Origin of the sequence: Staphylococcus agnetis, assembly GCF_011466855.1 — a bacterium.
Lineage (GTDB): Bacteria > Bacillota > Bacilli > Staphylococcales > Staphylococcaceae > Staphylococcus > Staphylococcus agnetis.
Genome location: NZ_CP045927.1, coordinates 958,182 through 979,034 on the forward strand (window position 1 = coordinate 958,182; position 20,853 = coordinate 979,034).

Here is a 20,853-nt window from a genome sequence, read left to right on the forward strand (position 1 = left end):
GTACGTTGTATAGAAACGAGGTGACTGAAGTGACTTATAAACAGAGTTATTCAACGGAAGAAATTAAAGAAAAAGCACTTTTAATAGGTGTACATACCCAAGTATCAGAATATGACTTTGAGAGCACAATGTCTGAATTAGAGGCACTTTCTGAAACGTGTGGCTTAGAAGTCAAAGCGACGCTAACGCAAAATTTAAATGACATACACCCTAGACATTATATGGGGAAAGGTAAAATACAAGAGGTTCAAGACGCCGTTCATTTTCACGATATAGATGTGATTGTGACCAATGATGAACTGACTACCGCACAATCTAAACATTTAAATGAAGTTTTAGGAATTAAAATTATAGACAGAACACAACTCATTTTAGACATTTTTGCATTGCGTGCCAAAAGTAAAGAAGGTAAGTTACAAGTCGAATATGCCCAATTGGATTATTTATTACCGCGGTTAATGGGGCATGGTAAAAGTTTATCGCGTTTAGGTGGCGGCATAGGCACGAGAGGACCAGGTGAAACTAAACTTGAAACGGACCGTCGTCATATTCGTACGAGAATGAATGAGATCAAGCGAAAGTTAAAAGAGGTTGAAATACATCGGGAACGTTATCGTCATCAAAGAACACAAAATGACATTTTTCAAATTGCATTAGTGGGATATACCAATGCTGGGAAATCGACTTGGTTCAATGTATTAACTGAAGATGGAACATATGAAAAAGATCAATTATTTGCGACGCTCGACCCCAAAACGCGCCAAATTACCCTCAATGATGGCTTTCAATTGGTTATTTCTGACACGGTTGGATTTATACAAAAACTTCCGACGACATTAATTGAAGCCTTCAAGTCAACACTAGAGGAAGCGAAGCAAGCTGATTTATTAATACATGTGGTCGATTCAAGTCATCCTGAAGCAAAAGTTCAGTACGACACGGTTGAACAATTAATTAAAGAATTAAATATGGAACAAATTCCACAAGTAGTCTTATTTAACAAAAGAGATTTAACTGAAAACGTGCCACCAATTAGTTCATTTCCTTCGAAAAGCGTTTCTGCTAGGGATGAACGTGATAAAACGGAAGTACGACAATTATTAATGGCGCAGTTAAAAAAACAACTCACATATTATGAAAAAACAATTAAAGTATCTGAAGGAGATACACTTTATGCATTGAAGCGTCAAACTTTAATCACATCTTTGGATTTTAATGAACAAGATGAGACGTATCATATACAAGGGTATCGAAAATAATAGAAAGAAGCGTAATCATGATAAATATATCTAAATTAATTGATGAGGTTGAAACAGATCTCGCACCATACTTTAAAGCTATTGAGCAACGTGCTTTTGAAAATCAAGCACGCGTGCTTGATGCATTTCACCATGTCAAAATCACTGAAACAGATTTACAAGGATCGACAGGTTATGGTTATGATGATTTTGGGCGTGACCATTTAGAAGCGGTTTATGCACATGTGTTTAAAGCTGAGGACGCACTTGTACGCCCACAAATCATTTCTGGAACACATGCGATAACGATTGCCTTACAAAGCTTACTGAAACATGGAGATGAATTGCTATATATTACGGGGCGACCTTATGACACGTTGTTAGAAGTCATTGGTATAAATGGAAATGGTATTGAAAGTTTAATCGAACGCGGCGTGACTTATCAAGATGTGCCTCTTAAAGAAGGACGCATTGATATTGAAAGGGTACTTCAAACGATTCACGACCGCACAAAGGTGATTGCCATTCAACGTTCTAAAGGCTATGATCAAAGGCCATCTATTCACATTGATGAAATAGCATATGTGATTCAAAAAATAAAAGCACAATTTCCTCACATCACAGTTTTTGTAGATAATTGTTATGGTGAATTTGTGGAAACACGAGAACCAATTGAAGTGGGGGCGAACCTTATTGCTGGATCGCTGATTAAAAATCCAGGCGGAGGATTAGCGAAAATAGGGGGCTATATAGTTGGTAGAAAAGATTTGGTTGAACGATGTGGTTATCGTTTAACCGCCCCTGGCATTGGCAAAGAGGCTGGTGCCTCTCTCGGGTCATTGCATGAAATGTATCAAGGATTTTTCTTGAGTCCACACGTCGTGAGTCAAAGTTTGAAAGGCGCACTTTTTACAAGCTTGTTATTAGAGAAATTAAATATGAAGACAATGCCACAATATCATGAGCCACGAACTGATTTAATTCAAACCGTCTCCTTTGAGACAAAAGAACAAATGATCCAGTTTTGTCAAAGTATTCAACATAATTCACCTATAAATGCGCATTTTAGTCCTGAGCCTAGCTATATGCCAGGATATGAAGATGATGTGATTATGGCGGCTGGGACGTTTGTTCAGGGTTCATCAATCGAATTATCTGCAGATGGCCCGATACGTCCGCCATACGAAGCGTATGTTCAAGGTGGATTAACTTATGAACATGTGAAGCTTGCAGTATCTCGTGCCGTTTCACAATTAATGGAGAAAAACCTTATTTAAACGCTATAAACCTGACATCAGATTTCATGTCAGGTTTTCTTACATATTTTTGTATTGTCAGAATATATATGCTATTGTAACGATAAGTTCAAAATATTCAAGGAGATGTGGGAGATGGATAACGATAAAATTCGACGTAACATGCCTGTATTTCCGATGAGTGTTGTCAGTAAGTTAACGGATTTAACTGCACGTCAAATTCGTTATTATGAAACACATGAACTCATATTTCCATCTAGAACAGAGGGGAATAAACGTTTGTTCTCATTAAACGATTTAGAAACGCTGCTCACAATAAAGCACTTACTTGAAAAAGGCTTTAATATGAAAGGCATTAAACAAATCATGCTTGAAGAACATAACGACTTGAATAATGAAGAAGCGCTATTAAGAAAACAAATGCTCGTGGATACGACGCAGAAACCACAAAGAGAATCTATACCACTAAATCGAGGAGATTTATCACGCTTTTTCAAATAATTTAATGGAGGCTATGATCCAATGCCAAAACAAAATTTTACAAAAGATGACATCCGACGCTTTGCAGAAGAAGAAAATGTACGTTACATTCGCTTACAATTTTCTGATATTTTAGGAACAATCAAAAATGTAGAAGTACCAGTAAGCCAATTAGAAAAAGTTCTCGATAACGAAATGATGTTCGATGGTTCTTCTATCGAAGGATTTGTGCGTATCGAAGAATCAGACATGTACTTACAACCTGATTTAAATACATGGGTGATCTTCCCGTGGACTGCAGGACAAGGTAAAGTAGCGCGTTTAATTTGTGATGTATACACAACTGAAGGTGAGCCATTTGCTGGGGATCCTCGTAGTAACTTGAAACGTGTACTTAAAGACATGGAAGAACTTGGCTTCACTGATTTTAACCTTGGACCAGAACCTGAATTTTTCTTATTTAAGTTAGATGAAAAAGGCGAACCAACAATGGAATTAAACGATCATGGTGGTTATTTTGATTTAGCACCTACTGATTTAGGTGAAAACTGCCGTCGTGATATCGTATTAGAATTAGAAGACATGGGCTTTGATATTGAAGCAAGTCACCATGAAGTGGCACCAGGTCAGCACGAAATTGATTTTAAATATGCAGACGCTGTTACAGCTTGTGATAATATTCAAACATTCAAGCTTGTTGTTAAAACAATTGCGCGTCAACACAATTTACATGCGACATTTATGCCAAAACCATTATTTGGTGTAAACGGAAGTGGTATGCACTTTAACGTGTCGTTATTCAAAGGAAAAGAAAATGCTTTCTTTGATGAAAATGGCAAAATGGAATTATCTCAAGATGCCTACCATTTCATTGCAGGTATTATGAAAAACGCACGTGGTTTTACAGCAGTTTGTAACCCACTCGTAAACTCTTACAAGCGTCTTGTACCAGGCTATGAGGCACCAAGTTATATTGCTTGGAGTGGTAAAAACCGTTCACCATTAGTACGAGTTCCATCTTCACGTGGTTTATCAACACGTGTTGAAATTCGCTCTGTAGACCCGGCTGCGAACCCATACATGGCTTTAGCAACGATTTTACAAGCTGGTTTAGACGGAATTAAAAATAAATTAGAAGTACAAGAACCTGTGAATCAAAATATCTATGAGATGAATCGTGAAGAGCGTGAAGCGGTAGGTATTCAAGATTTACCATCAACGCTTTATACAGCGCTTAAAGCAATGCGAGAAAATGAAACGGTTAAAAATGCTTTAGGTGATCATATTTATCATCAATTCATTAATTCAAAATCTATCGAATGGGATTACTACCGTACGCAAGTCAGCGAATGGGAAGTTGACCAATACATGAAACAATATTAATTTTGAAAACCCTTGAAGTCTAAGTACTTCAAGGGTTTTTAAAGTTGATGATGGTGGCATGGTTCTATATCGTAATAAGGTGGAATAAGGAGAAATGGCACCATAATAAAGTGTCAATCATTATCCTTTTGATTTACCCATGAAAACGCAATGCTATAAATCACTCTGAAAGTGAAATAAAAGATTATAAATTTAGTGATCAAAACAATAAATGCAATGCCGAACGCACCTAGCGACTGAGCCTGTGTAAAAGTAGACATGGGTGTCATGATAGATAAAATTATGATAGCACTAAAGTAACTTAGCCAAAATTTATTTTTTAAAATATGTGACCTCATAATAACACCTCTTTTTATTAATCATTTGATATATCAATTTTAGACGTAAAAATTCATGCTAAAGCATGGTTGGCATTTGTTTAAAATTAATATAACATATTTTAAAAATAGAAAGTGGTGAGTATCATCAAATTTAAATTTTTGTTTATAGGCTTGTTAATTATTGTGGGTATCTTTTTATGTTTTAATACGGACCCTTTCTCTTATTTTAGTGAGGAAGAAACGTATTATGGTAATATGGATGAACATCAATCAAAAATGAAGGTATATGCCGAAAATGATGTTTATGAAGTTGACAAAAACTTAATAGCGGATGATGTAGTACAAGGAAATTTATTTGAAATTACATTTACAGATGCCAAAGGTGTTGTTTTAGATGTAAAAAAAGTGCAACAATCAGATATCCCTAAAGACATTCAAAAGAAGATGAATCTAAAATAATATGTTCAGAATCATGTTTGTAAATGCTATAATCAATGATGCTTTCAAGATTCATAGTGTTATTCATTACATAACAAAATAAAAAAATTGAAGTATAAGGTAAAACCCTCAAAATTCTTAAGCAATTGTTGAGGGTCTTATTATGTTAAACTGACATATTCACACCGTTGATGGTCAATAAAATGACTACTTTACTATTTGTAACTTGAGATGAGGATTTCAGTTACATTGCCATTGGTATCAAGCTGATAAGTGACGAAATACTCTCGGTTTATTTTTTTAGAATAATACACTTTTTGAGTTTCGCTTTTCACTTTTTTGAGTTTTGCATCATCTTCCATGTATGCTTTTGCATAACCTTCTAATTTCTTTTCTTCTTGTTGTTTATTGATCGGCATATCAGATAAATCTTTTTTGACTTGTAGTATTCTGTCATGGTTGCCTAGAACAAAAGTGACATCTTTTGTTTTAGTAGTAGCAGTTGATCCTTTTTTAGTAATGTCTTTATCCGATAATTTGTCGTACACCTTGTTAGTTTGATGTGATTTTTGAACCTCATGTGCATTTTCTTTTGAAGTTTCGTCATTCGAACATGCAGCTAGTAGTAAAGATGATGAAAGGAAAATAGCAGTCACATATTTAAGTTTCATTTAGATGATCTCCCTCTATGTATTTTTAGAATATCTCATTTTGAAAAGAAAAAATTTTCAGATTTATAATGGTATTTCAATAAAACATAATTTTTAAGCTAAATAAGTTGATTCAATTTAATCATAACAGATTATTTAACTTATGGATGAATTATTAAGGTAAGAGTTAAAATGAGTTAAAAATGACATTTGTCATATCCTAATCGTGACAAAAATGACAGGATTTCACGATAACTTTCCTTTATTATGGATACAAAAGGGGGAAGATGAATGCTAACAGTGAGACATTTGACATATGAACTGGACAATTGTGTCATCTTAAAAAATGTGAACATTTCAATGAACTCTGGTGAAATTGTTGGAGTGACAGGAAGCAATGGTACGGGTAAAACAACATTACTCAATCTTCTGATGGGTGTCATTAAGTGTCAGAAAGGAGACATATATTGGGAGGAACAAGTAAAAAAGGCAATCCTCTATCAAGAAAGTACTTTTCCTGAATGGGTTACCGCAAAAGATGCTATTGACTTATTTTTAGGCCTTCAGCGGCATCATGAGGATACAAAAGAAATGATTAATCTCATCGATTCTATTAATTTAAATAAAGAAATCAGTCAATTATCTGGAGGTGAAAAACGGTTTTTAGATTTTGTACTGACACTTTCAGGAAATCCTAATTTTTTAATATTAGATGAACCTACAACAGCGATGGACATCTCAACTGAAGCACAATTTTGGGGAATTATCGATAACTTGATTGAATTAGGGACCACAATGATTATAGTCATGCATGATATCAATATGTTACGAAAACGATGTCATACGATTTATGAATTAAACAATGGCGACTTAGATAAGGTTTATATTAATGATGTTACATCATCATGATATAAATTGATAAACTTAGGGGATGATGACAATGATGATGACTTTAATACAATTCGAATTGAAACAATGTGCGAAACAAAAGCGGAATATAATCATTTTTATCGTAATACCAATTTGTTTTTATATCATCGCAATGATACAAGCGACTGCGTTACCGTTAAAAGATTTTGAGCAATTTAGACGCAATTATTTAATTCATATGGCGATATTAAGTGCCATTAGTTATGTGCTCATTACCTTACCTCAAGAACTTGCTTTAGAGAGAAAAATGGGATGGCTAAAACGATTGGTTAACACAGAGGTCACTTACCTGCATTATTTTATAAGTAAAATATGCAAAACATTAATGTTATCAGCATTTGCAATTCTATGTTTATGTATTACAGGCGTTGTATTTGGAATTGATATGACTATGTTACAGTGGGGAATGGCGTTTGTAATGATATTAATAGGTACACTAGTGTTATATCCTTTTGCATACGGCTTAGCCTCTATCCAAAAATTATCACGTGTCACAGCGTATAGTAATTTAATCTATGTGCTATTAATTTTACTAGGAGGTCTATGGATACCACTCGATCAACTTCCTGAAATTTTTCAAATTATGGCACAATGGTTGCCAATAATGCATATTCAAAATGTTGTCATTTTTTATTTAAATACTGGTGAAATTTTATGGTTATCAGTTGTTAAAATTATAATTTATTGTATAATATTGTTAATCATTATTCGTTTATTCATACGTAAAGTGGGTGATTTCAGTTGACCTTTAAAGAGAGAGTGTCAAAATTTCCAACGATCCATCTTACGTATTGTATGATTCCTCTTGTCTCAATTTTTATTGAGCAATCACCGTTGCCAATGTTTGTAACAATCTCGATATGGATATTATTTATGGTAACGACTGCTTTGCTTACAATGTTAAAAGATGATGAAATAAAAAAATACTTGCATATCATCTTAATTTTACATTGTTTATGTATAATTCTTTTAGCTTGTTATGTAAATCCTTCAATAGTCATTTTATTTGTTTTTTTAACGTTTTATTTACCAAATTATGTTTTTAATTCACCAAAATTAGTTTTGGTTAGCTATTATTTTTTTAGTTTACTCATTGTATTATTGTACACATATCTCACTGAAAATACATTGTTGATTTATATTGTTTTCTTAGAGATTATTTTAACAATTAGTTTTGTAGTTAACTTAAAAAATAAGGAAAAGCAGATTTTAACGCAAAAATTACATCAACAAAAGCGTCAGATTAATCAATTGATGGCTGAACAAGAACGGCAACGTATTGCACAAGATTTACATGACACTTTAGGACATGTTTTTGCAAGTATTAGTATAAAGTCAGAACTTGCTCAAAAATTGTGCCTTACAGACCCCTCGAAGGCATGTATAGAAATGAAAGAAGTTCAAACAATTTCTAAAGAAACACTTAATCAAGTACGTAATATCGTTGACAATGTTCATTGGATTACTTTTATGTCAGAAGTTAAACGTATGTCTCATATGTTAAAAGAAAGTCATATCGAATTTATTTACAGTGGGGTTGAATGCATAGAAAGTATACCTATTGAAAAGCAAACCAGTCTGGCTATGATTTTAAGAGAAGCGATGAATAATGTTATTAAACATTCAAATGCTACAAGAGTATCTTTAGATATACAATGCATAGATAATAACATTTATTTTCGGATTTATGATAATGGCTGGGTCATGCCTTCACAACCATTTGAAGTTAAAAGTATTCAGGAACGTGTCGATGATTTAAATGGCCAATTAACCATTAGTTCTAGTGGTGATGGCGTAGTGCTTTTGATTGTGTTTGATATGGAGGGGTTCATATGATTAAAATGATTGTGGCTGAAGATCAAAAAATGCTTGCAGATGCCATGAAGCAATTATTGGAGCTTGATGAAATGATACAAGTTGTCGCTGTTGCGCTTGATGGTCAAGATGCATGGGAAAGTGTTCAATTACACCAACCGGATGTCATTCTTTTAGACATAGAAATGCCAAAAATGAATGGTTTAGAAGTGTTGCGACGCATTAGAGAACATCAGATTGATACAAAAGTTATCATTGTAACAACGTTTAAGCGACCAGGATATTTTGAAAAAGCTGTTGCGAACGACGTAGATGCTTTTGTGCTAAAAGAGCAACCAATTGATGATCTTTTGACTACAATTCATCGCGCTTTAAACGATGAAAAAACATACAGTTCCGAGCTCATGACACGATTATTTACGCAAAGTAATCCATTAACACATCGAGAACAAATGATTTTGACTGAAATTGGAGAAGGTTTAAGTCATAAAACAATTGCTGAAAAATTATACTTATCAGAAGGAACGATTCGTAACTATGCTTCAATAATTATTGATAAACTAGAGGCTGAAAACCGATTCGATGCTTGGAAAAAAGCAAAAGAATTGGGATGGATATAACGAATAATGAAAACAGGAAAGCTTTTTTATCAGCCTTCCTGCCTTGATTTACTCTTCTTTTTCTTTAGAATTACGAGATTGGGGTTGCTTGCCTTTTATCATTTGAATGATGAATCCACCGAAAACGCCAAGTAAGACACCGATAAAAGCCCCTGCAATGAGAGGTAAGTTAAAAAAGTGTTGTAAAAAGAATCCTAAAAGGATGGCGAAGAGGATGATAATGATGGAAAGGCTATTTTCACGTAAAGTTTTCATGTCATTTCACTCCTATTGAATTGATTATATCATTTCATATTATAAATGGGACCGGATTCTATATAAAAAATGAATATTTGGCACATTGACCCGAATTGCAAAATTATTTATGATGATTAAGACTATTAGAAAAGGGTGGACTTATGAAAAAAATAACAACAGGATTGATCATTGTCGTAGCTGCAATTATTGTACTATCTATACAATTTATGACGGAAAGTGGTCCGTTTAAATCAGCTGGTTTAAGCAATGCAAATGAACAAACATATAAAGTAATACGCGTCATTGATGGAGATACAATTATCGTTGATAAAGATGGTAAACAAGAAAAGGTAAGGATGATTGGGGTAGATACACCAGAAACAGTAAAACCTAACACACCTGTTCAACCTTATGGTAAAGAAGCTTCAGACTTTACAAAACGTCACTTAACTAATCAAAAAGTACGTTTAGAATATGATAAGCAAGAAAAAGACCGTTATGGTAGAACTTTGGCTTACGTCTGGTTAGGAAAAGAAATGTTTAATGAAAAGCTAGCTAAAGAAGGTTTGGCACGTGCAAAATTCTATCGTCCTAATTACAAATATCAAGAGCGTATAGAACAAGCACAAAAACAAGCTCAAAAGTTAAAAAAGAATATTTGGAGTAATTAATAAAATGGCACTAACCCTACAAAATAATGTAGGGTTAGTGTTTTTGTGTTAATAACGTTTCTAATTGTGACAATTTGTCATCTGACAAATTAGAATGCGATGTTTGAGCAAATGAATGAATATGTTGTGTTAATGTTGCATCATCTTTGATAACTAATACGTTTCGTGGGTGATGCGACTGACTTTCATATATTTTTTCATTTGTATCTATCAGGCATGCCATTGTTGAAATATGTGTTTTTAATCGTTTCTCTAAATCTTGTGATAAATGTGCTTCTGCTGTTTCAACGCGTTTTAATGGATCATATTTGTAAAATTGATAAATAACTTTATCAGGAGTTACTTCCTCGCTAAATGTATAAGGTACGTTGGAATCCGCATGAAATTGTTGATGATATATTTTACTGACATGATGTGCAAATTGATCTTGGAATGGATGCGAAGAGCTAGAAGTGCCATTAAAATGCATAAACGTTTGAGTATTAAAATGCGTTAACTTGACTAAGTAAAGTCCTAAATTTGATAGGACTATGAAATCAACAAGAGATAGGTCAGCGAAAAATGTATTTCTTTTAGCAATTTGATTTGTTGAAAGTATTTTATATGAAGTGATATCTTGGGTCTTTTTTAATTGCTCAAATGTCTCAATCAAAACATTTTTTATACGGCGCGTATCGTGATGTGGTGTGCGAATTGCTTGTATTGAGGGGATTATTTTTGTATTGTTTTTCTTCTTTTCATGCTCTAATTTTAAAATTAGACGTTTATTTGCATATCGTAAATAGTCATTTTGTCTTTTGAATTTTACATGGTTTAAAACGGCTAAAATTAAAATGATGACTATCAATGTACATAAGATAAATATCATAATCATGCTTTTCACCTCCTTAAAGGTTATAGTACTAAAATGATGTTGGGTCATAGAAAGTTTCATTTATTATAACCCTTATCCGTGTTAAAATAAAATGTCGCATTAAATAAAAAAGAGCAAGACGTTAATCACCAATTTTAATGAGACAGTCTTACTCTGAAGCGGATATTCTTTTGATAATGTTTAAGATTGAATAGTGTCTTTAATTAATATTTTGAAGTTTTCAAGAACTTCAGTCATTTTTTCTTCTTGTTCATCGGTAATAGTGATAAAAACTTTACGTTCATCTTCTGTTGAACGTTCTTTACCTATAATACCATTCTCTGTGAGTGCAGTGAGTGATTTATGTATTTCCATAAGGCTAAAATCTATAGATTGTTTAACTTTATGCAACGAAATACGACGACTATCTGTAGTTTTAAGGTGATGTAAAAACAGAATGTCATTTAATTTTAGATTATGTCGTTTTTTTAGTTCGCTAATTATTTTTTTTCGGTGTGATTCATAGAAAAAAACCTTATTAATATCCAAATCATATTGTTTATTCATTTTTTCACTCCTTTTTTTCTAATCTTTTTGAGAACCTATACTATATTATATTAAAAATTTTATACTTTTCAACGGAATACTCTTGGAAAGAAGCAAAAAAATCGAAAAAATTATAATATGGCGTAAAAGCTCTTTTAAAGATATCACTTATTATTTTTTAAAAGAAATTATTTATTACAATAGTTTATGTAAAAATAAGCGTTAACACGGTAGGAATGATTTGAATGTAATGTTGATAAAGATGTATTTTACAAAAAGTGTCACATAACTAATTAATACCTATAATTAAATTTACTATCTTAAAATAAGTGAAATGTGACATAACATACTATAACAATTAAGTTAATTTATATAGAATTTCAGGAGGAAAGGGTATTTTTAAATCATCTATCTTGATGAGAGAAACACCATTAATATCATATGTATTGTTACCATCATGATATTATGATAACTTGGTGTTTTTGAAAGTTTAAATAATTGAATCTTAATACATTGCGTATCATGGTTATTTTTAATATAATGACCTATGTGATGAAAGCGGTTTCCAGAAAGGAGGGCATTTAGTTGAGTCATTCACATCAAAATAACACAAGAGCATTAATGGATATATTGATAGCGCACGTCCCAGAATATTTTAAATTTTATGGAGATGTTGCGACTGAATTATTTTTAAATGATCAACTTGAGATTTCTAAAAAGATAGCGATTAGTGTTAAACGACAGCATTTATTAACAGTGCTTGATGCCATTCCTGAAGCGTATCAAATTGAAGGTATTGATGAAAATGGAAAACGCATTCCGAAAGAAGATATTGAACTTAAAAATATATTTTTTATCGCAGTCAAAAATCATGAGACTTGCGTGTTGAAAATACGTATTTATGATGTAGATGAAGATCAATGGATTTTCCGATTAGATAATCAAATACGTATACCTGAAAAACATATCTATTATCATTCTTTAAAATGGAATGTGGATTTTATAAAGCCAGAAATCATATTGATGTTTCATTTGTATGAGTCTATAAATGAACAACAAATTAGACATTTTAGACATCTCATCGATCGCATGAGTTATTTTCAATTTGTAACACTTAAAACAGTCGTAGGGGAAGAACGACTGAGGAAAGTCATTCAAGAGAGAAGTTCGCAATAAAGCGTACTTGATATATGTTAAAAGGCCTTCAACGTTCATGTTAGCATGAATATTGAAGGCCTTAAATTATGACTTCTCTTGATCATTTATATTGTTGGAGTGCTTAATGATAGCATTTATCATAACACGCTTTCACTGCTGATTCTGCGTCTTTATTAGAGATACCGAACATCATCGAAATTTCTGAAGATCCTTGGTTAATCATACGTAAGTTGATATTTGCGTCAGCTAAAGCAGTCGTAATCTTGTTCGCTGTTCCGACTGTAGCGCTCATTCCTTCACCGACTACCATTAATATCGCAAGATCTTGTTCAATATTTAGTTCGTCTATTTCGCATTCTCGACGGATTGCTTCTAAAATCTGTTGTTCCTTACCTTTAATCTGATTTGTTCGCATTATAATACTAATGTTATCAATACCTGAAGGCATATGGTCAAACGAAATGTTATTTTCCGCTAAGATATTAAGGATTTTCACAGTAAAGCCGACTTGTCTATTCATTAAATACTTTTTGATATTAATACTTGTAAAGCCTTTATCACAACTAATTCCTAAAACCACTTTTTTACGATTAAATTCACGGTCATGTAAGATAAAAGTGCCTGGATCATTTGGACGATTAGTGTTTTTGATGACTACAGGAATTCGATATCGGTATAGCGGTTGTAAAGCTTCATCGTGAAATACGCCAAAACCGGCATAGGATAATTCCCGCATCTCTCGGTATGTAATTTCACTAATAATTTCGGGTTCATGAATGACGTTTGGATTTGCACGGTAGATGCCTGAAACATCTGTAAAATTTTCGTATAATTTCGCGCGAACACCACGGGCAATAATCGCACCTGTAATGTCAGACCCACCTCTAGGAAATGTAACGATATTTCCTTTTTCAGAATAACCGAAAAAGCCAGGAATAATAATTTTATGTTTTCGCTGGTTGAGTTGATTGATGGTCTCGTAACTTGATTCCAAAATTTGCGCATTTCCTGGTTCGTCCGTAACGATTATACCTGCGTCTTTTGGTGATAAGTACTCCGTTGGTACACCTTGCTCTGTATTATATGCTGCGATAATTTGAGCGTTAAAATTTTCACCTGATGATTTTAATGCATCCAATAATCGAAGCGGTTCATCTTTAAGTTCGTAAATTAATCGTTCTAATGTTTGGTCAATTTCAGTGATTATATTGGTTTTTAAATTCAGACCCTTTATAATATCATTAAAGCGTTCTAAAATTTCAGTCTTTTTATGCTGGTAATCTAATTGATTAATGACTTTTTCATATAATCGAATTAAAAGATCGGTCGTCTTGGTATCGTGCTCATGTCGTTTACCAGGTGCTGATACGATTACAATTTGTCTTTCATCATCGCTATTAATAATATTTAATACTTTTTGAATTTGTTCAGCAGTTGCGACAGAACTGCCACCGAATTTCGATACTTTCATACTATGACAACCTTTCTTTCACGATTAAATGAGAATTCTAAAATGAATAACAAAGTAAGCATTTAAAACTGTATTTTCTAAATTTTTAGAACTTTACAAACTTTGTTAATGCACTTATACTAAACCATATTTACGTATAATTCAACATTACATAAACTTTTTTGAGAGATTAACACGGAGGGATTGTATATGAAACAGCTCAATGTTGCATTACTAGGATTAGGAACTGTTGGTTCAGGTGTTGTAAAAATCATAGAAGAGAATCACCAACAGATTAAAGACACCATTCAAAAAGATATTCAAATTAAACATATTCTAGTACGTGATAAAAGTAAAAATCGCCCGATTAATATTCAACAATATCACCTCACTGAAAACGTAGACGATATTTTAAATGATGAAGATGTTGATATCGTTATTGAAGTGATGGGGGGCATTGAACCAACTGTAGATTGGCTGAAAGCAGCATTGACTCAAAAAAAACATGTCATCACTGCAAACAAAGACTTACTGGCAGTGCATTTACGTGATTTGGAAGATTTAGCACAAGCTAACGCTGTAGCATTAAAATATGAAGCAAGTGTCGCAGGTGGTATTCCAATTGTTAATGCGATAAATAATGGTTTAAATGCGAATAATATTAGTGAATTTATGGGCATTTTTAATGGCACATCTAATTTCATTTTAACTAAGATGTCTCAAGAAGGAACGTCATATGAAGATGCATTAAAAGAGGCACAAGATCTAGGGTTTGCTGAAGCAGATCCAACAGATGATGTTGAAGGCATAGATGCTGCTCGTAAAGTTGTCATTACATCTTATTTATCATTTAACCAAGTCATTCGTTTAAAAGATGTGGAAACAGAAGGTATTTCTCAAGTTACGCCTGCAGACATACAAGCAGCTCAAGCTTTAGGGTATAAAATTAAGTTAATTGGTAAAGGGAGCTACGCGCAGGGAAATGTCACTGCGTCAGTGAAACCTACGCTATTACCTGAAACGCATCAACTTGCATCTGTAGAAAATGAATATAACGCGATTTATGTTGTTGGAGATGCAGTGGGTGAAACGATGTTTTATGGTAAAGGTGCAGGAAGTTTAGCAACAGGGAGTGCCGTTGTCAGCGATTTGTTGAACGTATCGTTACAATTTGAATCGGATTTACATACGCTGCCACCACATTTTGAACTTAAAACTGAAGAAACAAAAGAAATGATGGATAGTAATGAACCCATTACTATTTCTGAAAAAGCGAGTTTTTATGTTGTCGTGGAAACACCAGCTGTTTCAATTAAACACATAGAATCGGTCATCAAAGGTGCATTACCGTTCCATAAATCTTTAAAAATTGAATCAATGAGTGACCAAACGGTGGCATTGATTATTCATGGTATCGATGAGTCACCTCAAAAGTATATTGACGCAGAAGAAGGATATCAAGTTAAGAAAATTTATCCAGTTGAAGGGGCATGATGATAATGAAAATGTGGAGAGGTTTAGTACAAGAATACCGTCAATACTTACCAGTGAATGAAGAGACACCTAAAGTCTCATTAAATGAAGGACATACACCATTAATTTATTGTGATACGATGTCTAAATTGTTAGGTATTGAATTATATGTAAAATATGAAGGTGCAAATCCGACTGGCTCATTTAAAGATCGAGGTATGGTGATGGCGGTCACTAAAGCCAAAGAACAAGGACGTAAAATAGTCATTTGTGCATCAACAGGAAATACATCCGCTTCAGCTGCTGCTTATGCCGCACGTGCAGGTTTGAAATCAATTGTCGTTATCCCTGAAGGTAAAATTGCACTCGGTAAATTATCACAAGCAGTCATGTATGGTGCAGAGATTGTTTCTATTGAAGGGAATTTCGACGAAGCGTTAGAAATTGTAAAAGAAGTAGCGCAAGATGGAGAAATTGAACTTGTAAATTCCGTTAATCCATTCCGAATTGAAGGGCAAAAAACGGCTGCTTTTGAAATAGTAGAACAATTAGATGGACAGGCGCCAGATATTTTAGCAATTCCAGTAGGTAACGCTGGAAACATTACGGCTTATTGGAAAGGTTTTAAAGAATATGATGCGCGTGAACAAACTGGAAAGCCTAAAATGTTTGGTTTTCAAGCAGAGGGCGCATCTCCAATTGTTCAAAACCAAGTCGTAAAAAATCCTGAAACGATTGCGACAGCGATTCGCATCGGTAATCCAGCGAGTTGGGATAAAGCTGTAGATGCTATTCAATCCTCTAACGGTTTAATTGATGCTGTTACTGATGAGGAAATATTAGAAGCTTATCAAATGATGACATCTAAGGAAGGTATTTTTAGTGAACCAGCAAGTAATGCATCCATTGCAGGGTTAATTAAATTACATCGCGCCGGAAAATTAAAACAAGGGCAAAAAGTGGTTGCTGTTTTAACAGGAAACGGACTTAAGGACCCTGATACTGCTATTAATCTATTAGAAAACCCAATTCAAGCACTACCAAATGATAAAGACAGTATTATTCAATATATTAAGGATGCACTACAATGATTAAACATAAGTTAACTTTAAAAATACCGGCTTCTACTGCGAATTTAGGATGTGGTTTCGATTCTATAGGTATGGCACTCAATAAATTTTTAATTATTGAGGCACAACCCATTCATGGACCATCATGGAAGTTTGTTCATGATGGTCCATGCTTAGAAGGTTTACCCACAGATGAGTCCCACTATATTTATAAAATTGCAACACAAGTCGCTCAACGCTACGATGTGTCATTACCACCACTTGAGGTGAAAATGTACAGTGACATACCATTAGCACGTGGTTTAGGATCTTCTGCATCTGCTTTAGTAGGGGCACTATATATCGCAAACTATTTTGGGGATATTGAGTTATCCAAATATGAATTATTACAATTGGCCACAGAAATTGAAGGTCACCCTGATAATGTCGCACCTACCATTTATGGTGGTTTGGTTGTCGGCTATCATAACGCATCAACATCTATGACTGATGTTGCACATATAGATGTACCTGACGTAGACTTTATTATTACAATTCCAACTTATCCTTTGGAAACAGAAAAAGCGAGACGTGTTTTGCCTGAAACAATTGCACATAATGAAGCGGTCAAATATAGTGCGATTAGTAATACAATGATTAGCGCACTCATTCAGCACAATTATGAATTGGCAGGTAAAATGATGGAACAAGATGGCTTACATGAACCGTATCGTCAACATCTTTTACCAGATTTTAAAAAAGTAAAAGCGATTGCGCACCAATTTGATGCTTATGCAACTGTTATATCTGGTGCAGGCCCTACAATTTTAACGATGATAAAAAAAGAGCAAAGTGGGCCGCTTGTGCGCGCATTGCGTGAAAACGTTACAGCATGTCATTCTGAACTTGCAACGGTCAATTTAAACGGTGTTAAATCAAAAGTTATATATCGCTATTAATGTGTGCGTGATTTTAGATTAAAACATCTTATAGTTCATAACGTATCGCATGAATAGTACTTATAATCTATAAAACCTTCATTGTTCATATTTTATGAATTTTGAAGGTTTTATCATTGAGAATAAAAAAAGGTAAAGATGAATCGTTATGTTTTTTAGATGAGAAATGGTGTAGTATTAAATGGTATGGAAGGAGCGTTATTATGAAACCAGACTTAATTATAATGGATATGGATGACACATTAATGACATCTGACAATGTTGTTTCGAAAGAGACAAAAGATTATTTAATTCAAATACAAGAAAAAGGGTATCAGATTGCTTTGGCATCCGGCAGACCTACTGAAGGAATGATTCCTGTCGCAGAAGCGTTAGCGATGGATAAGCATAATAGTTACATTATGTCCTATAACGGTGCGAAAACGATAGATTTAAAAACTAAAGAAGTGATCGCTAGTGAATTAATTTCAAAAGTAGATTTTGATGATATTGTTGATTATTGTCGTCAACATGGCTTATTTACTATTACATATCAAGACGGTCATATTATTTATGAGGGTAATCATGAATATATGAATATAGAAGCTGAAATTACAGGATTACCAATGAAACAAGTATCAGACTTAAAAGATTACATCCAAGAGCCTGTGCCAAAAGCGATGGGCATTGACTACGAATCACATATTTCGGAATTGATGTCGTCATTAAAAGGAACATTTAATGATTCAATATCTTGTACAACGAGTAAGCCGTTCTTTTTAGAATTTATGAGTGCAGGTGTTTCCAAAGGGAAAGCAATACAAGATTTAGCGCAACGTTTAAATTTAGATGTTAACCAGATGATTGCATTTGGTGACAGTGCAAATGATAAAGAAATGTTTGACGTTGTTGGAATGCCTGTTGCAATGGATAATGCAATCGATTTATTGAAAGCACGTGCTAAAATGATTACTAAGAGTCATGATGAAGATGGTATTCCACATGCTTTAAAACAATTAATTGAAACATCAAATATGTAAAATATTCTTGTGACCTTCAAATCAATTTCTTGGATTTGGGGGTTTTTATATGAGTTGATACATTATACTATCCAGTTTAAACAATGTCAGTATGAGTTGGACACAGAGATCAACTATATTAAGAATCAATAACTACCTTACACGAGTGTGTGTTAATCGTATTTAAAAATGTAAAACTCAATGAATTAAAAAAGCCACCTCAATCCATTTCATCATGAATTGTGATGGCTATAAACTACAGTCAAATGAGAATATTGGGAGTCTCAAGCTCCTATTGCATTTATTTTGCTGTATGTGTCCATTCTTTCTTACCACGATGACGCTTAATGTGTGCGTACACTTGATCTGCTGCATAGTCAAGGTTGGTATAAATAGTAATAGAAAATGCAGTTTGATGTTGCGCGAATGGTTCTTCTAAATAGAGGTCTTTTAAATGCGCATACAAATTTTCCATTTGCTCATGGGTTAGGCTCGTATATTCTCTTAGTGTGCGTTTTGTAAGTTGATTGTGCTTATTTTCAAAAGCTTGAACCACAATGACAAAGCGTTCATCTTGTTTTAAAACATCATCAAAAAGGTTTGTTTGTCCAACCATATATGTCCACCCTTTACAATTTGTTTACTTTATTATACATGAATTTTTTACTACTGAAAATAACGTAAAAAAGTGACAAAGAAGTGCAATGCATACGCTTCTTTGTCACTGATGTTTCAACGACATTGATATGACTTTAAGACTGTTTACGATTATACATTTCGTGCTCAGATAAATCGATTTCCTTTAACGGAATGAGTTTGGTACGATTTAAGAGTTTGTGAGCAAAATAAACAGCAATTAATAAAACAATGGGTAAAAAGCTTTGAGCGAGTTTCGCAAGATCTAATGTAACAATCGCTTCAAACGAACTTCCTAAAATCAAAAATGCGATAATTATCAAAACAACAATCGGTCCGATTGGGAATAATGGTGATTTATAAGGTAATAACGCATTAATATCTTTATTTTGCGCCTTAATAGCACGACGCATACGAACTTGAGAAATAATACTAGATGCCCAGACGAAAGTAATTAATGCACCAATAATATTTAATAATGCCATCACACTTTGAGGATTGAAATTGGCGTATACTGTAACGGCAGTAATAAGCACAAATGTTGTAAATAATGCATTTAACGGTAACTTCGTCGCATGATTAATGCGGCTTAACAGTTTAGGTGCTGAACCTTGTTGACTTAGTGAAAACAACATACGGCTTGTTGTAAACATACCTGAGTTAGATGCTGAGAGTAAAGAGGTCAAGATAACAGCGTTAATTACTGAAGCTGCAAAAGCGATACCTACTTTATCAAACACAATTGTAAACGGACTTTGTGTAATCGAACTACTTTCATTTAATAGCGTTGGGTCTGTATATGGAATAATAGCTGAAATGACAGCAATTGATAAAACATAGAATAATAAAATCCGCCAGAATACTTGTTTAATTGCACGAGGCATAGATTTTTTAGGATCATCGGATTCACCAGCAGTAACTGCAACAACTTCAGTGCCTCCTACAGAGAAACCGGCGATAAGTAATACGCTTAAAAATCCAGAAATACCACCTACAAATGGTGCTTCACCCACCGTGAAGTTATCAAAACCATAAGTATGGCCACCTATAATACCAAAAATCATTAACACACCTAATATAATGAAGACAATAATCGTTAAAACTTTAATTAATGATAGCCAGAATTCTGCTTCTCCAAAGGCTTTGACTGAAAATACATTAAGTAATAACAAAATACTTAAAAAGAGAATACTCCAAACCAAGGGTGAGAAGAAACTAAACGTATTCCAATAACTGAGTACTTTCGTAGCGATAATAATATCGACACTTGTAACGAGTGCCCAGATGAGCCAGTATAACCAACCCATTGTGAATCCTAATGACGAATCAACGAAGCGCGTCGCATAACTACTAAATGATCCTGAAACTGGATAGAATGTAGCCATTTCACCTATTGAGGACATGAGAAAATATAGCATAATTCCAATAATCAAATAGGCTAAAATCGCACCGCCAGGACCAGCTTGCGCAATTACGCCACCAGTAGCAACAAATAAACCTGTACCTATGGCACCCCCAATTGCGAACATCGTAATATGTCTCAATTGGAGCCCCCGATTTAAATTCTTTTCTTCCATAAACATCTTCTCCCTATTCAATTATTCTATATATTTTACTTGCAAATGTTGAGGGTTTCAATAGTATTTTATAACTTTAAAGCCCTAAATTAAAAAAATACACTGTAATAAGGCGA

General features: G+C 33.8%; 22 protein-coding genes. 15 read left to right on the forward strand and 7 right to left on the reverse strand.

The features are described 5' to 3' along the window. Positions 1–29 precede the first annotated feature (29 nt). The 5 genes from hflX to GJE18_RS04800 all read left to right on the forward strand — a co-directional run bounded on the left by hflX (position 30) and on the right by GJE18_RS04800 (position 5,136). Positions 30–1,259 (forward strand): GTPase HflX, encoded by a 1,230-nt coding sequence (gene hflX / locus GJE18_RS04780; RefSeq protein ID WP_060550950.1) that lies wholly within the window; start codon positions 30–32, stop codon positions 1,257–1,259. A gap of 17 nt (positions 1,260–1,276) precedes the next feature. After that, complete coding sequence (locus GJE18_RS04785) at positions 1,277–2,515, forward strand: methionine gamma-lyase family protein (RefSeq protein ID WP_060550951.1); 1,239 nt, start codon at positions 1,277–1,279, stop codon at positions 2,513–2,515. Between the two features lie 114 nt (positions 2,516–2,629). Further along, entirely contained in the window at positions 2,630–2,995 is a 366-nt protein-coding gene (locus GJE18_RS04790; RefSeq protein ID WP_037564558.1) for a MerR family transcriptional regulator, read from the forward strand. Between the two features lie 21 nt (positions 2,996–3,016). After that, positions 3,017–4,357, forward strand: a complete 1,341-nt coding sequence (glnA, locus tag GJE18_RS04795; protein WP_037564556.1) for a type I glutamate--ammonia ligase — start codon at positions 3,017–3,019, stop codon at positions 4,355–4,357. A gap of 491 nt (positions 4,358–4,848) precedes the next feature. Then, positions 4,849–5,136: a hypothetical protein gene (locus GJE18_RS04800; protein WP_133173847.1), complete on the forward strand. Its 288-nt coding sequence runs from the start codon at positions 4,849–4,851 to the stop codon at positions 5,134–5,136. A 194-nt stretch (positions 5,137–5,330) separates the two neighbouring features. Here the strand turns inward: GJE18_RS04800 and GJE18_RS04805 are convergent, their stop codons facing one another. Continuing rightward, positions 5,331–5,786 carry a hypothetical protein gene (locus tag GJE18_RS04805; RefSeq protein WP_060550955.1) on the reverse strand — a complete coding sequence of 152 codons (456 nt, stop codon included), beginning with the start codon at positions 5,784–5,786 and terminating at the stop codon, positions 5,331–5,333. Positions 5,787–6,056: 270 nt separating this feature from the next. Here GJE18_RS04805 and GJE18_RS04810 point away from each other — a divergent pair, with 270 nt between their 5' ends. The 4 genes from GJE18_RS04810 to GJE18_RS04825 all read left to right on the forward strand — a co-directional run bounded on the left by GJE18_RS04810 (position 6,057) and on the right by GJE18_RS04825 (position 9,130). Then, on the forward strand, positions 6,057–6,674 hold the full coding sequence (locus tag GJE18_RS04810; protein WP_060550956.1) for an ATP-binding cassette domain-containing protein: 618 nt from the start codon (positions 6,057–6,059) through the stop codon (positions 6,672–6,674). 31 nt (positions 6,675–6,705) lie between these two features. Further along, positions 6,706–7,440 carry an ABC transporter permease gene (locus tag GJE18_RS04815; RefSeq protein WP_060550957.1) on the forward strand — a complete coding sequence of 245 codons (735 nt, stop codon included), beginning with the start codon at positions 6,706–6,708 and terminating at the stop codon, positions 7,438–7,440. Between the two features lie 128 nt (positions 7,441–7,568). Beyond that, positions 7,569–8,531 (forward strand): sensor histidine kinase, encoded by a 963-nt coding sequence (locus GJE18_RS04820; RefSeq protein WP_157951739.1) that lies wholly within the window; start codon positions 7,569–7,571, stop codon positions 8,529–8,531. Next, positions 8,528–9,130: a response regulator transcription factor gene (locus tag GJE18_RS04825; protein WP_060550959.1), complete on the forward strand. Its 603-nt coding sequence runs from the start codon at positions 8,528–8,530 to the stop codon at positions 9,128–9,130. Before GJE18_RS04820 ends, GJE18_RS04825 begins: the two co-directional genes overlap by 4 nt. A 48-nt stretch (positions 9,131–9,178) precedes the next feature. Here GJE18_RS04825 and GJE18_RS04830 read toward each other — a convergent pair whose 3' ends face one another. Continuing rightward, entirely contained in the window at positions 9,179–9,385 is a 207-nt protein-coding gene (locus tag GJE18_RS04830; protein WP_060550960.1) for a hypothetical protein, read from the reverse strand. Positions 9,386–9,528: 143 nt separating this feature from the next. Here GJE18_RS04830 and nucI point away from each other — a divergent pair, with 143 nt between their 5' ends. Beyond that, entirely contained in the window at positions 9,529–10,038 is a 510-nt protein-coding gene (gene nucI / locus GJE18_RS04835; RefSeq protein WP_037564531.1) for a thermonuclease NucI, read from the forward strand. 34 nt (positions 10,039–10,072) lie between these two features. On the opposite strand, the gene GJE18_RS04840 is transcribed toward nucI, so the two are convergent. Further along, positions 10,073–10,912 (reverse strand): hypothetical protein, encoded by an 840-nt coding sequence (locus GJE18_RS04840; protein ID WP_060550961.1) that lies wholly within the window; start codon positions 10,910–10,912, stop codon positions 10,073–10,075. 180 nt (positions 10,913–11,092) lie between these two features. Further along, on the reverse strand, positions 11,093–11,458 hold the full coding sequence (locus GJE18_RS04845; protein ID WP_060550962.1) for a transcriptional regulator, SarA/Rot family: 366 nt from the start codon (positions 11,456–11,458) through the stop codon (positions 11,093–11,095). Positions 11,459–12,022: 564 nt separating this feature from the next. On the opposite strand from GJE18_RS04845, the gene GJE18_RS04850 reads away from it, so the two are divergent. Further along, on the forward strand, positions 12,023–12,613 hold the full coding sequence (locus tag GJE18_RS04850; protein ID WP_037564524.1) for a hypothetical protein: 591 nt from the start codon (positions 12,023–12,025) through the stop codon (positions 12,611–12,613). A gap of 103 nt (positions 12,614–12,716) precedes the next feature. Here the strand turns inward: GJE18_RS04850 and GJE18_RS04855 are convergent, their stop codons facing one another. Next, positions 12,717–14,066, reverse strand: coding sequence for an aspartate kinase (locus GJE18_RS04855; RefSeq protein ID WP_060550963.1), 1,350 nt, complete (start codon positions 14,064–14,066; stop codon positions 12,717–12,719). A 189-nt stretch (positions 14,067–14,255) separates the two neighbouring features. Here GJE18_RS04855 and GJE18_RS04860 point away from each other — a divergent pair, with 189 nt between their 5' ends. From GJE18_RS04860 to GJE18_RS04875, 4 genes are all read left to right on the forward strand, one after another. Next, positions 14,256–15,539 (forward strand): homoserine dehydrogenase, encoded by a 1,284-nt coding sequence (locus GJE18_RS04860; RefSeq protein ID WP_107369006.1) that lies wholly within the window; start codon positions 14,256–14,258, stop codon positions 15,537–15,539. A gap of 5 nt (positions 15,540–15,544) precedes the next feature. Further along, positions 15,545–16,609: a threonine synthase gene (thrC, locus tag GJE18_RS04865; RefSeq protein WP_060550965.1), complete on the forward strand. Its 1,065-nt coding sequence runs from the start codon at positions 15,545–15,547 to the stop codon at positions 16,607–16,609. Further along, entirely contained in the window at positions 16,609–17,526 is a 918-nt protein-coding gene (gene thrB, locus GJE18_RS04870; RefSeq protein WP_198649105.1) for a homoserine kinase, read from the forward strand. The genes thrC and thrB overlap by 1 nt, the downstream gene beginning before the upstream one ends. Before the next feature lie 203 nt (positions 17,527–17,729). Beyond that, positions 17,730–18,545: a Cof-type HAD-IIB family hydrolase gene (locus GJE18_RS04875; protein ID WP_060550967.1), complete on the forward strand. Its 816-nt coding sequence runs from the start codon at positions 17,730–17,732 to the stop codon at positions 18,543–18,545. A gap of 280 nt (positions 18,546–18,825) precedes the next feature. Here the strand turns inward: GJE18_RS04875 and GJE18_RS04880 are convergent, their stop codons facing one another. Continuing rightward, positions 18,826–19,140, reverse strand: a complete 315-nt coding sequence (locus GJE18_RS04880; protein WP_037564510.1) for a hypothetical protein — start codon at positions 19,138–19,140, stop codon at positions 18,826–18,828. 136 nt (positions 19,141–19,276) lie between these two features. Beyond that, on the reverse strand, positions 19,277–20,737 hold the full coding sequence (locus tag GJE18_RS04885; protein WP_107368994.1) for an amino acid permease: 1,461 nt from the start codon (positions 20,735–20,737) through the stop codon (positions 19,277–19,279). Between the last annotated feature and the right edge of the window lie 116 nt (positions 20,738–20,853).